Raw genomic sequence first — 12,787 nt, 5'->3', positions numbered from 1 at the left:
CTGCCTCTTTATATAACATCAATTCATGACTTAATTATTGCGCGACTTTTCCATGCGCTTGTGCATTCTGTCGCCACACTCTTGCATACGTTCATTTTGTAGCTCAACAAATTTCGCTTTCTGCTCAGGTGTTAATACGCTAAGCATTTGGTGCTTTCTTTCTAGCATTTGCACGCGACGTTCCGTTTGGCGCTCAACCATCTCTTTTGCTAATTCGCTAGCTTGAGCTTCATCAAAGTTATCCGCCAGCAAAAGCGATTGTACTTTTGCGTGATGCGCTTGACGCTCAGCCATACGTGCTTCTTTGCCATCAGCGAATTTTGCTTTCATTTCTGTTTTGTTTGCTTCACGCATTTCTTTTAGCTGATCTTTTTGTGCATCAGTCAGGTCTAGTTGACGCATGACACCTCGGTCCATACCCATGCCGCATTCGTCACGAGGGCCTTTATGATGGTTTTTACCACCGTAAGCGAATGCGCTTGCGGCGCCAAGAGTAAGAGGTAGAACAACAGCAGCTAACACAAGTTTTTTTGCAGACTTCATAATACGATTCCTTACACAGGTGAGTGGTTCTTCTGAGCTGTTCTCACAGCGCTTGAGTATAGAATACGACCCGCTAGGTAAAGCGACGTATAGGGAGCGTAAAGAATCGTAAAGAGTGATTTTTCTCCTCTTCGTTGCGCATCATTCCAATGTAATATTAGGCTATCGGTAACTTACTATAGGTGCCCCCATGGCAAACATTCTTTTAATCGATGACGATATCGAGCTAACCAGCTTATTAAAAGAAGTACTCAGTTTCGAAGGGTTTGACGTCAGCGAAGCAAATGACGGTGAAGCCGGCTTAGCCGCGATCAATGATAAGATTGATTTGATTTTGTTGGATGTCATGATGCCAAAACTCAATGGCATGGAAACGCTGAAACGCTTACGTGAAAATTGGGAAACTCCCGTCTTGATGCTGACCGCTAAAGGGGAAGAAATTGATCGCGTGATCGGCTTGGAACTGGGCGCGGACGACTATTTACCAAAACCTTTTAGTGACCGAGAGCTGTTAGCGCGTATCCGCGCGATTTTACGCCGCACTAGCAGCACACAAAAAAATACCAAAAACAGCGATTGCATTGAGTATCAAGAAATCCGCCTCTATCCCGGTAAGCAAGAAGCGTATTGTGAGCAACAGTTACTCGATCTCACAGCAACCGAGTTTGCGCTACTCACCCACTTCGTACAAAACCCAGGACAAGTGCTGACCAAAGAGACACTGAGCTTAGATGTGCTTGGTAAACGACTCGCTGCTTTTGATCGCGCTATCGATATGCATGTCTCGAACTTACGTAAAAAATTACCAGATCAAAGCAATGGCAAGCCGCGAATTAAAACCCTGCGTGGTCGTGGCTACATGCTGCTTGAGGAGGATTAATGCGCCTATCACGCATCAAACTGCCAAACATCAATAGCCTGTATGGACGCATCTTTGCCATTTTTTGGTTCACCATGTTATTAGTATTGATAGCCGTGCTATCACTGCCACATTTGGACCCACGCAAAGCTCGCGATATTCCAGAAGAACACTACAAACGTATGGTAGAAACGCGTGACTCAATCCAACAAAAATACAGCCAGCAAACTGATTTAGGCCGCATACTTTTTCGTATCGAGGGCAACCGCCACGGCAAGCACGACCCTCGCCCACGAGTGTTTTTTTCTGACTACAGCGGTAATGTTCTTACGACAGAAAAACGCAGCAATTTTCAATTGCGTGCCATGCAAAACTTTGTCACCAGTATCGAAGATTACAATAATCCAAAGCAGAAGCTGTATGGTCGATACATGATTGCGGGCCCAATTCCTATCACTTTGGCAGGTTCCGATATCTTGATGTACGTGGGCTTCAAATGGAATGAGCCACCACCTCTACTCCTGCGTCTGTTTGATCACCCATTCCAGCTCTTGCTTGCGGTCATGCTGGTTAGTACACCATTGCTGTTATGGCTTGCTTGGGCTTTGAGTCAGCCTGCACGTCGTCTTGAAGCCGCTGCTCAACGTGTGGCGAAAGGTGAATTTGTCACAGACCCAAATTTAGAAAAAGGCACGGCGGAGTTTCGTCAAGCAGGTAGCAGCTTCAACCAGATGGTCGAAGCGGTTAATCAGATGATTTCAGGACAACAACGTTTGCTATCCGATATCTCTCACGAGCTGCGCTCACCTTTAACTCGTCTGCGCATGGCAAGCGCATTAGCGACGCGTAAACAAGGCGAAAGCCCAGAACTGACTCGTATCGATACCGAAGCGCAGCGCTTGGAACAGATGATCAGCGAACTACTAGAGCTTTCTCGCATGCAGGCGAACAGTCATATGACTCGCGAAACACAGCCACTAGAAAGTTTATGGGAAGAAATCATTAAAGATGCGCAGTTTGAAGCAGAGCAAATGGGCAAACAGCTACACTATTCAGAATTACCTAAGCGCAATATTTCCGGTAACCCTAAACTGCTGATGAGTGCGGTGGAAAATATCGTTCGTAACGCCATTTACTACGGAAAAGACGAGGTACAAATCGACATCAAAGCCGATGACGATACGCTTCGTATCACGGTTGACGATAATGGAGAAGGTGTACCAGAAGAGGAACTGGCCGCGATTTTTCGCCCGTTCTATCGCGTTTCCACGGCACGCGATCGCCACTCTGGCGGCACAGGTCTCGGCCTAACCATTACCGAAAGTGCCATTCGCCAGCACAGTGGCACGATCGCAGCCAGCCGAAGTCCTTTAGGCGGATTGCGTATGAGTATCACCTTACCGATCAATTGTTAGTCTCAATTTGATGAACTAACAATAATTCGCACCATATTTCTAGAGTGAGTGATTCACAGCCCCACCCTCACTTTAGAAATTGGTGAGGCTTCTTAGAATACCCTTACAAAGATCAAAGTTGATAATAATTATCGTTAGCATTAAAGTAAATTTTCCAATTAAGGAGGATTTACTATGTCACATACATTTCCCGCTCTGCCTTACCCGTACGATTCACTAGAGCCGTACATCGACGCGAAAACCATGGAAGTGCATTACAGCAAACACCACAAGACGTACTTTGATAAGTTTGTAAATGCCGTTGAAGGGAGCGAGCTCGAAACTCAGTCATTAGACGAGATCTTTGACAATATCTCTAAGCTCAGTCCAGCAGTACGTAATAATGGTGGCGGCTATTACAACCACATCATTTATTGGAATTGCATGTCACCAAACGGTGGCGGAGAGCCTCAAGGCGCGCTTGCTCAAGCAATTAACGATAAATTTGGTAGCTTTGCGCAATTTAAAGAGGCGTTTGCCCAAGCTGCCATCAATACCTTTGGGTCTGGCTTTGCATGGCTGATCGTAAAAGATGGTGAGATTCACATTACGTCCACCAGTAATCAAGACAACCCTCTGATGGACGTAGTGGATGTGCGCGGTGAACCAATCCTCGCATTAGACGTGTGGGAGCACGCGTATTACATCAGCTACCAAAACCGTCGCCCAGAATATATTGATGCGTGGTGGAACGTCGTCAACTGGCGAGCAGTTGAAGAAAACTATGCTCACGCTCTCTTATAAAGAGCATCACTACTCACGGTATTAACATCCGCGCTAATGCCTGCTTTCATACCCAGGTCAATCTTGCTGAATCTCGCATATCTCGGTGACTTGGGTATATACTGCCCCTCTCTTTGACCAACTCTATTTCAATACCATGTTTGATATCGCTTTATACGAACCAGAAATCGCGCCGAACACCGGCAACATCATTCGACTATGCGCCAACTGCGGTGCAAACCTTCACTTAATTGAACCTCTGGGTTTCGATCTTGAAGAGAAAAAAGTCCGCCGTGCTGGTTTGGATTACCATGATTTAGCTCGCGTAACACGCCATAAAAACTATCAAGCGTTCTTAGAGTATTTAGAGAAAGAGAAGCAAGGTAACTATCGATTGTTTGCCTGCACCACCAAAACCACAGGTCACCACGTTGATGCACAATACCAAGCGGGTGATGTTTTGATGTTTGGTCCAGAAACTCGTGGCTTGCCTGCTGAAATCATCGATAGCTTGCCAATGGAGCAGCGTATTCGCATTCCAATGATGCCAGATGCGCGCAGCCTAAACCTTTCGAATGCCGTTGCGATCATTGCTTTTGAAGCATGGCGTCAAATGGGCTTTGAAGGCGCATTGTAAGCAGCACGAATTCCAAATACAGAAAAGGGCGCTTGGTGCGCCCTTTTGTTTTCTTTACTGTCTAACTCAATCAGTTGAGCTTGTTGCGATCATCATCGTCTTTACGCTCGTATTCCCCTTCGAAGGTCTTGCCATTATCTGACTGGGAATCAAAAGGGTCACGACGGAACGGGTCTTGCTCAAATGGCCCCTGGTTAGAGAAACCACCTTGGAAGCCACCACCATGCATGGTTTTCACCACCATTTTGCTCATCAAGTATTTAGCTATCGCGGCGCGTGGCGCAGGAAGCAACACCAACATACCAAGGGCATCGGTCATAAAGCCCGGGGTTAACAGTAGCACGCCAGCCACCGCTAGCATTACGCCTTCAAAAATTTGCTGGGCTGGAATTTCACCTTGTTCAAGACACCCCTGTACTGACATCAGTGTTTGTATACCTTGGCTACGAACCAACGACGCACCAACAAATGCAGTGATTAAGACTAGTGCAATGGTCGGCCATAAACCTAAAAAGCCGCCCACCTGAATAAATAAGCCGATTTCAATGATCGGAACAAAAATAAACGCTAATAATAAGATAGGAAACACACGCCCTCCTTTGTTTAATTCAGTGTAATGGTAAAAGCAGACTAAGCTCAAACGAATCGTTGTAAAAAAGCGTGTTCATACTGGTCTCCTTCTCTTTTAGACAAAGTAGCGGGAACGCGTTTCATTCAATTGCATACCGATTTTTTCGTGCTTTTAAAGTGCTAATTTCGAACTCTAAAAACTCATGTTTGTCGAGGAAAATCGAGTACCTATAAAGGGTTATTAATAACCCGTTCATACTTTGCAAATTATTGACTCATGAAAAACGAAAAAGGTGATCTAGTTACTATTTTTATGCGCTAGGTGCAGTATCATGTGCCACATAAGTCAGGACGGATTTTCCAGCCAAAAATTCTGATGAATGGATTCTAGATTGCAGAAATGGCTAATAAATAACTTTATTATCAGAATTATCATCTAAGGATCCTGCTATGGCTACCCTATCTGATGCTCCAAAAACAGCAAACCCAGCCACTCGTATTGAAGAAGATCTATTAGGTCAACGTCATGTCCCTGCAGATGCGTACTACGGTATTCATACGCTACGTGCGATCGAGAACTTCAACATCTCTAATATGACCATCTCTGACGTACCAGAATTTGTACGCGGCATGGTAATGACCAAAAAAGCAGCAGCGTTAGCAAACAAAGAACTTGGCGCTATTCCAAAAGACGTTGCAAACTACATCATCGAAGCGTGTGATTTGATCCTAGAAACTGGCAAGTGCATGGATCAGTTCCCATCAGACGTATTCCAAGGCGGTGCAGGCACTTCAGTTAACATGAACACGAACGAAGTGATCGCAAACGTTGCGCTTGAGTTGATGGGTAAAGAGAAAGGCCAATACGAATTTGTTAATCCAAATGACCATGTAAACAAGAGCCAATCAACCAACTGTGCGTACCCAACAGGTTTCCGTATTGCGGTATACAACAGCGTACACAAGCTAATGGAAGCAATTGAGTACCTAAAAGGCGCATTCGAACTTAAAGCCGTTGAGTTTAAAGATGTACTGAAAATGGGCCGTACTCAGCTTCAAGACGCAGTACCAATGACAGTCGGTCAAGAGTTCCATGCATGGGCGGTAACACTAAACGAAGAGATTCGTGCTCTAGATTACACATCTAAACTCCTCCTAGAAATCAACCTAGGCGCAACCGCAATCGGTACTGGTCTAAATACACCAACTGGCTACCAAGCGCTTGCAGTAAAACACCTAGCGGAAGTAACAGGCCTTGACGTTGTTGCAGCAGAAGACCTTATCGAAGCAACGTCTGACTGTGGTGCATACGTAATGACTCACGGCGCGCTAAAACGCCTAGCAGTGAAACTATCGAAGATCTGTAACGACCTTCGTCTACTTTCTTCTGGTCCTCGTGCGGGTCTAAATGAATTGAACCTACCTGAAATGCAAGCAGGCTCTTCAATCATGCCAGCTAAAGTAAACCCAGTTATCCCAGAAGTAGTAAACCAAGTTTGCTTCAAAGTTCTCGGTAACGACAACACGGTTTCTTTCGCAGCAGAAGGCGGTCAGCTACAGCTAAACGTAATGGAACCTGTGATCGCACAAAGTGTGTTTGAGTCTATCTCTCTACTACACAACGCGTGTGTGAACCTACGTGATAAATGTATCGACGGCATCACTGTGAACAAAGAAGTTTGCGAAAACTACGTTTACAACTCTATCGGTATCGTCACTTACCTAAACCCATACATCGGCCACCACGAAGGTGACATCGTAGGTAAGATTTGTGCAGAAACTGGTAAGAGTGTTCGTGAAGTCGTGCTAGAGCGCGGTCTGCTTACAGCAGAGGAGCTTGATGAAATCTTGTCAGTAGAAAACTTCATGCATCCTACTTACAAAGCAAAACGTTACGAGTAATAACGAATCCGAAGGGGGCCACTCAGGCCCCTTTTTTAGGCTCTCATACGGTTAACCACATTTTTTATATGCTTTTATTGCCGCTAAACCACTAGGTTCTCATTCTCTGAGCATTTACTCCTGTTCCTGAGTGTTCAAAAAATCAGAATCAAATAAAAAACTAAAGAGGTATCAATATGGTCATAGTCGAACTCTTCGTGGTTCTGCTCTTCATCTATTTGGGGGCAAGAATCGGTGGTATCGGCATTGGTTTTGCCGGTGGTGCTGGGGTCATTGCGTTGTCTTTGATCTTGGGCGTACCAACAAGCCAAGCTTACATTCCCGTTGACGTAATTTTGATCATCATGTCTGTAATCACCGCTATCGCAGCAATGCAAGTAGCTGGTGGTTTAGACTGGATGGTGCAAGTTGCTGAAAACTTTTTGCGCAAGCATCCTGAGCGCATCACCTTTTATGCGCCTATCGTAACTTACCTAATGACATTAATGGCGGGTACTGGCCACACGGCATTCTCTACTTTGCCAGTGATTGCAGAAGTAGCGAAAGGCCAAGGCGTGCGCCCTTCTCGTCCACTGTCTATCGCGGTCGTAGCATCGCAAATCGCTATCACCGCATCACCAATCTCAGCGGCTGTTGTAGCGTTCGCGGCAATGCTGCACCCATTTGGCGTTGACTACCTAACACTACTAGCAATCTGTATCCCAACGACGTTCATCGCGTGCATGATCGGTGCGTTCGTGGCGAACTTCATGGGCTGTGAGCTAAAAGACGATGCTGAATACCAAGAGCGTCTAGAAAAAGGCTTAATCAAGCTAAATACAGAAGCAAAACGCGAAATCCTACCAACAGCGAAGAAAGCAACCTTCATCTTCCTAGGCGCAATCGCATTTGTCGTGTGTTACGCAGCAGCAATTTCTGGCTCTGTTGGCCTTATCGAGAACCCTGCTCTAGGTCGTAACGAAGCTATCATGACGGTAATGCTAGCAGCTGCGGCAGCTATCGTAATGAGCTGTAAAATCGATGCTGGCAAAATCCCAGCCGCAGCAACATTCCGCTCTGGTATGACAGCATGTGTGTGTGTTCTTGGTGTGGCATGGCTAGGTTCTACGTTCGTTAACGCGCACGTTGACGGCATCAAAGAAGTTGCGGGTGCGCTACTAGCAGACTACCCATGGATGCTAGCACTTGTTCTATTCTTCGCTTCAATGCTGCTTTACTCTCAAGGTGCAACCACGGTTGCGCTAATGCCAGCAGCACTTGCTATCGGTGTGGCACCACTTACCGCAGTTGCATCTTTCGCAGCAGTAAGTGCGCTATTCGTGCTGCCAACTTACCCAACGCTACTTGCCGCGGTTGAGATGGACGACACGGGTTCAACTCGTATCGGTAAGTACGTATTCAACCACCCATTCTTTGTACCTGGTGTGGTAACCATCGCTTCTGCGGTAGCACTTGGCTTCGCATTCGGTGGTCTACTGATCTAGTAGAAACAGAGTCTTACTCGGGGAGCTTCGGCTCCCTTTTTTATTGCCTGTTGTCTTGATTTATGCTCAATAAATCTTCATTTTCATGAAACTTATTGACTCGCCTCCGGGTCTGATTGAGTTACACTAACGGCAATTATCTAAGATGAATTGACTCTTTTATGCGCGCATTACTTTCCGTTTTACTCTTAGGGCTCATTACCTTTTCCACTCCGTCTTTAGCTTTATTTGGCAAAGACCAGTTTAACAGTAGCCAGAACAACAGTTTTGGTAGCAGCAGCGACAGCTTTGTTCCGGTTGATCAGGCGTTTCCATTTAACTTCTACCAGCAAGGTGACAAATTGATGCTCGATTGGCAGGTACGTGACGGGTACTACCTATATCAAGAGCGCTTGTCTGTAGCTGGTGAGAAAGTATCGCTAGGCGAACTGCAAATGGAAGACGGCACACCGCATAAAGATGAATTCTTTGGTGACGTGCATATCTATACTCAACCTCTCTTCGTTAATGTACCAATGCATGATTGGCAAGACGGTGCGCGCGTGGTGGTGCAATACCAAGGTTGTGCGAAAGCAGGCTTCTGTTACCCGCCAGAAACTCGCGTGATTCCTATCAGCGCGTTTACTTCGTCGAACTCAGATTCAACAACGGCGACAACTGCATCAAAAGCAGAACAGGCACCAACAGCAACGCCACCAGCGGCGCAATCATCTACGTCTGGTGACACATCATCGGCGCCAGTAACACAGCAAGATAGCCTTGCAGCCAACCTTGCTGATAACTGGTGGACACCACTTCTGTTCTTGGCGCTTGGTGTGGGCTTGGCGTTTACACCTTGTGTGCTACCGATGTACCCAATTCTGACCAGCATAGTGCTTGGCAGTGGCAAACTAAGCCAACGCCGCGCGCTAGGCTTGTCATTCGTCTACGTGCAAGGCATGGCGCTGACTTACACCCTACTCGGCCTTGTGGTCGCGTCTGCTGGCATGCAGTTCCAAGCGGCAATGCAACACCCTTATGTGCTGATTGGTTTGAGCGTACTGTTCATCGCACTCGCTTTTTCTATGTTTGGTCTGTACTCATTACAGCTACCAAGCAGCGTGCAAACGTGGCTGAATAACTTAAGTAACAAGCAGCAAGGTGGTAGCAGTGCTGGCGTGTTTGCAATGGGGGCAATATCTGGCTTGGTTTGTTCTCCGTGTACTACCGCCCCACTCTCTGGTGCGCTGCTTTACGTAGCACAAAGTGGCGACTTACTCACCGGTGGGGTCGCCCTTTACGCACTAGCGATGGGCATGGGTATTCCGCTGATCCTTGTAGCGGTATTTGGCAACAAGTTGCTACCAAAAGCCGGCGGTTGGATGGACCGAGTGAAAACACTCTTCGGCTTTATTCTGCTTGCCGCACCTATCTTCTTACTAGAACGCATCATGCCAGAAATGTGGTCAACGATTCTGTGGTCAGCACTGGGTATTGCTGCTTTTGGTTGGCTATACCACATCAAAAACAGTCTAGAGTTTGGTGGCTGGAAACAAAGTGCCGTGGGCATAATCGCCGTCTTAGGTTTGCTAGCCTCAGCACAACCTACCTTAAATTACTGGTTTGGCAACAGCACAACACAAACTCAGCAAGCCACTGTTAGCTTTACTCGCATTGCTAACGTGGCGGAGCTTGAAGAACAACTGGCACTTGCGAAAGCGGCAGGTAAACCCGTCATGCTCGATTTCTACGCCGATTGGTGTGTAGCATGTAAAGAGTTTGAAAAGTACACCTTCCATGACCCAAGCGTCGAAGCCAAACTGCAAGACTTCGTTCTTCTGCAAGCGGACGTGACCAAAAACCAAGTGCAAGACATCGAACTACTGAAGCACATGAGTGTGCTTGGTTTACCAACAATTGAGTTTTGGGATGCCAGTGGTGAACACGTTTCAAACGCTCGTTTGACGGGCTTTATGCAAGCCGAGCCTTTCTTAGAGCATATCAAGCAGTTCTGATAACCAGATATTCAAACGCCAGTGATGTCCACTGGCTTTTTTTGTTGCTCAGATTTGAATAAGAACATTGCGTTTATATGCAATTTTCCTAATAAAAGTCGATTTGGTTCAGACTTTTAGCGAATAAATATTGTCCACTCTCTCAAAGCTGGACAATAATAAATTTAACGAAATAGTCAAAAGTGTTTAACGTCATGGATTCGACCTACACCATCATTATTGCAGATGATCACCCACTCTTCCGGAATGCCTTGTTTCAATCTATCCACATGGCTATTAGTGGTGCAAATTTGCTGGAAGCGGACTCACTCGACGCACTTCTGGCTTTGTTGGAGCGAGAGGAAGAACCAGATTTAGTGCTATTGGATCTCAAAATGCCAGGAGCAAATGGTATGTCTGGCTTGATTCATTTGCGAGCAGAGCATCCAGATTTACCTATCGTCGTCGTTTCAGCGAGTGAAGAGCCGGCGATCGTGACGCAAGTGAAAAGCCATGGTGCATTTGGTTTTATTCCCAAGTCCAGCGACATGCGCGAATTAGTGAACGCGCTCAATCAAGTGCTGAATGGCGACCCATACTTCCCTGAAGGGTTGATCACCAATAACGCGGCATGTAATGACTTAGCGGAAAAGATTGCTGCGCTAACACCGCAGCAATATAAAGTGTTGGGAATGTTGTCCGATGGCTTGCTGAACAAGCAAATCGCTTACGAATTGAATGTTTCAGAAGCCACCATAAAAGCGCACATGACAGCGATTTTCCGTAAGCTCGGTGTAAAGAACCGCACGCAAGCCGTGATTATGCTGACGGAAATGAGCGACTAGATTGACGTCTTATCGTCAGACTTACTTTTTTCGTTTGGCAATCGGATACCGACTTTAGTGACCTGCTGATCAACAACATCAGCGACGATCCAATGCAAACCTTGCCACTCGAAATGGTCTCCCAATACTGGCGTGCTACCTAATTGCTCTTCGACAAGGTTTCTCAAGCTTTTATCCAGCGGTTCATCCCCCAGATTCAAACCATACATCACGGCAATATCGGCAAGCTTCACTTCAATATCGAGGAAGAAGTCACCGAAGAATCGCGCTAGCGACGCTTTCTCTGGGGCTTCACTAAACAGTAAGCTCAGTGCATCTAAATCCTTTTCTTGTGCTAATACACACAAGGTATCATCTTCCTCAAGACGTGTACTGCCGGATGGGTGCAATAGCTCTTTACTGCGAAATACAGCGGCGATACGCGTTCCTTCCGGCATCGAAAGACTACGTAATGGCTCACCAATGCACCATTTATCTGCTTTAAGTCTATAGATAAACAGCTCCCACTCACTGGTCGGGTAAATCTCTACACCCGTACGCGAAATTGGCTCAGGCTTAGAAGGTAGCTCGACCTTTGCAAGAGACATCGCCTTAGTCAACGTGCCCCCTTGTACTATCAAAGACACCATTACTACAAAGAATGCCAAATTGAAGTACAGTTGAGCATCTGGCAACCCTGCCATCATTGGAAATACCGCGAGGATGATAGGTACAGCGCCACGCAATCCTACCCAAGAGACAAACCACTTTTCACGTGGCGTGAAACTCTTGAATGGCAGTAAACCAATCCAAACTGAGATTGGTCGGGCAAACAAAATCATCCCGAAAGCAAGCGCAAGACCTGGCAACGCAATAGAGAGTAAATTGGATGGTGTAACCAACAAGCCAAGCACCAAGAACATACCAATTTGAGCTAGCCACGTCATACCATCTAAAACATGAAGAATAGAATGGCGGCTGCGTGTTGGACGGTTACCTAATAAAAGACCAACAAGGTAAATCGACAAAATACCACTGCCACCCAAAGTGTTAGATAAAGCAAAAATAAGCAAGCCACCACTGACCGTTAAAATAGAATACAGCCCATCTGGTAATTGATTGCGATTGATAACTTTCCATAAGATCCAGCCACCAGCGAAGCCAAGTAACGCGCCGATACCAAACTGCTTAAGAAAACTGAACGCCAAAAAGCCCGCACTTAAATCTGCGCCAGGGTTCGCTAAAATAGCAATCAGAGTTACGGTCAGAAACACCGCCATTGGGTCATTGGTGCCGGATTCAATTTCCAGCGTTGAACCAACACGTTCGTTCAGGCTACGACCTTTGAGTAGAGAGAAGACCGCGGCAGCATCGGTGGAACCAACAATCGCACCAACCAATATACCTTGCAATAAATCTAAGTCGAATAACCACGTTGCCATCAGCCCGGTCAAAATGGTGGTGATCGCAACGCCAAATGTCGCCAAAGAGACCGAGGGCCATAACGCAACCCTAAAGCTGGCGACCCGCGTTCTCATCCCACCATCAAGCAAAATGATGGCTAATGCGAGGTTACTAACCAAATAAGCGATGGAAAAGTTATCGAATAAAATGCCGCCTAAGCCGTCTTCCCCCGCCAGCATTCCAACGGCTAAAAATACCAAAAGAATTGGGATTCCCAACTTAGAAGACACTGGGCTTAAAAGAACGCTAAGTGCGATTAACAACGCACCTATTAGAAAAAAACTGTTAATGGTGTCTGCGTCCATTCTCACCCTCCCTTAATGAAAAACGATAATAATTGTGATGAGCAAGGCT

The 12,787-nt window shown here is 46.3% G+C and carries 11 protein-coding genes; 8 read left to right on the top strand and 3 right to left on the bottom strand.

Annotated elements, in window-relative coordinates; translation table 11 throughout:
- Positions 1-30: 30 nt before the first annotated feature.
- Positions 31-543: a CpxP family protein gene (locus UQW94_RS08550; RefSeq protein ID WP_322142194.1), complete on the bottom strand. Its 513-nt coding sequence runs from the start codon at positions 541-543 to the stop codon at positions 31-33.
- Positions 544-733: 190 nt separating this feature from the next.
- Between UQW94_RS08550 and UQW94_RS08545 the strand changes: the two genes are divergently transcribed.
- From UQW94_RS08545 to trmL, 4 genes are all read left to right on the top strand, one after another.
- Positions 734-1,423 carry a response regulator gene (locus UQW94_RS08545; protein ID WP_005382384.1) on the top strand — a complete coding sequence of 230 codons (690 nt, stop codon included), beginning with the start codon at positions 734-736 and terminating at the stop codon, positions 1,421-1,423.
- On the top strand, positions 1,423-2,817 hold the full coding sequence (gene cpxA / locus UQW94_RS08540) for an envelope stress sensor histidine kinase CpxA (RefSeq protein ID WP_005382383.1): 1,395 nt from the start codon (positions 1,423-1,425) through the stop codon (positions 2,815-2,817). Before UQW94_RS08545 ends, cpxA begins: the two co-directional genes overlap by 1 nt.
- Before the next feature lie 174 nt (positions 2,818-2,991).
- The gene (locus tag UQW94_RS08535) at positions 2,992-3,600 is read left to right on the top strand and encodes a superoxide dismutase (protein WP_005382382.1); all 609 of its coding nucleotides are present in this window, start codon (positions 2,992-2,994) and stop codon (positions 3,598-3,600) included.
- Between the two features lie 136 nt (positions 3,601-3,736).
- The gene (trmL, locus tag UQW94_RS08530; RefSeq protein ID WP_005382381.1) at positions 3,737-4,216 is read left to right on the top strand and encodes a tRNA (uridine(34)/cytosine(34)/5-carboxymethylaminomethyluridine(34)-2'-O)-methyltransferase TrmL; all 480 of its coding nucleotides are present in this window, start codon (positions 3,737-3,739) and stop codon (positions 4,214-4,216) included.
- 70 nt (positions 4,217-4,286) lie between these two features.
- Here trmL and UQW94_RS08525 read toward each other — a convergent pair whose 3' ends face one another.
- Positions 4,287-4,805, bottom strand: coding sequence for an FxsA family protein (locus UQW94_RS08525; protein WP_322142193.1), 519 nt, complete (start codon positions 4,803-4,805; stop codon positions 4,287-4,289).
- Between the two features lie 431 nt (positions 4,806-5,236).
- On the opposite strand from UQW94_RS08525, the gene aspA reads away from it, so the two are divergent.
- From aspA to UQW94_RS08505, 4 genes are all read left to right on the top strand, one after another.
- Complete coding sequence (gene aspA / locus UQW94_RS08520; protein ID WP_005382379.1) at positions 5,237-6,688, top strand: aspartate ammonia-lyase; 1,452 nt, start codon at positions 5,237-5,239, stop codon at positions 6,686-6,688.
- Between the two features lie 176 nt (positions 6,689-6,864).
- Positions 6,865-8,172 carry an anaerobic C4-dicarboxylate transporter gene (locus tag UQW94_RS08515; RefSeq protein WP_322142192.1) on the top strand — a complete coding sequence of 436 codons (1,308 nt, stop codon included), beginning with the start codon at positions 6,865-6,867 and terminating at the stop codon, positions 8,170-8,172.
- 161 nt (positions 8,173-8,333) lie between these two features.
- A complete protein-coding gene (locus UQW94_RS08510; protein WP_258497897.1) occupies positions 8,334-10,166 on the top strand; it encodes a protein-disulfide reductase DsbD in 1,833 nt (610 codons plus the stop codon).
- Between the two features lie 194 nt (positions 10,167-10,360).
- Positions 10,361-10,990 (top strand): response regulator, encoded by a 630-nt coding sequence (locus tag UQW94_RS08505; protein ID WP_005382375.1) that lies wholly within the window; start codon positions 10,361-10,363, stop codon positions 10,988-10,990.
- Here UQW94_RS08505 and UQW94_RS08500 read toward each other — a convergent pair.
- Positions 10,987-12,738 (bottom strand): potassium/proton antiporter, encoded by a 1,752-nt coding sequence (locus UQW94_RS08500; protein WP_005382374.1) that lies wholly within the window; start codon positions 12,736-12,738, stop codon positions 10,987-10,989. The genes UQW94_RS08505 and UQW94_RS08500 overlap by 4 nt on opposite strands.
- Positions 12,739-12,787 lie beyond the last annotated feature (49 nt).

It is taken from the genome of Vibrio sp. PBL-C16, assembly GCF_034321865.1.
Classification (GTDB): Bacteria; Pseudomonadota; Gammaproteobacteria; order Enterobacterales; family Vibrionaceae; genus Vibrio; species Vibrio alginolyticus.
Note: the sequence above shows the minus strand (reverse complement) of the source record. Positions and strands in the feature narration are given on the sequence as shown.

Bases quoted from the DNA above. Each gene is read 5' to 3' on its own strand.
- UQW94_RS08550 (WP_322142194.1), bottom strand. From the start codon at position 543: ATGAAGTCTGCAAAAAAACTTGTGTTAGCTGCTGTTGTTCTACCTCTT.
- UQW94_RS08545 (WP_005382384.1), top strand. From the start codon at position 734: ATGGCAAACATTCTTTTAATCGATGACGATATCGAGCTAACCAGCTTA.
- cpxA (WP_005382383.1), top strand. From the start codon at position 1,423: ATGCGCCTATCACGCATCAAACTGCCAAACATCAATAGCCTGTATGGA.
- UQW94_RS08535 (WP_005382382.1), top strand. From the start codon at position 2,992: ATGTCACATACATTTCCCGCTCTGCCTTACCCGTACGATTCACTAGAG.
- trmL (WP_005382381.1), top strand. From the start codon at position 3,737: ATGTTTGATATCGCTTTATACGAACCAGAAATCGCGCCGAACACCGGC.
- aspA (WP_005382379.1), top strand. From the start codon at position 5,237: ATGGCTACCCTATCTGATGCTCCAAAAACAGCAAACCCAGCCACTCGT.
- UQW94_RS08515 (WP_322142192.1), top strand. From the start codon at position 6,865: ATGGTCATAGTCGAACTCTTCGTGGTTCTGCTCTTCATCTATTTGGGG.
- UQW94_RS08510 (WP_258497897.1), top strand. From the start codon at position 8,334: ATGCGCGCATTACTTTCCGTTTTACTCTTAGGGCTCATTACCTTTTCC.
- UQW94_RS08505 (WP_005382375.1), top strand. From the start codon at position 10,361: ATGGATTCGACCTACACCATCATTATTGCAGATGATCACCCACTCTTC.
- UQW94_RS08500 (WP_005382374.1), bottom strand. From the start codon at position 12,738: ATGGACGCAGACACCATTAACAGTTTTTTTCTAATAGGTGCGTTGTTA.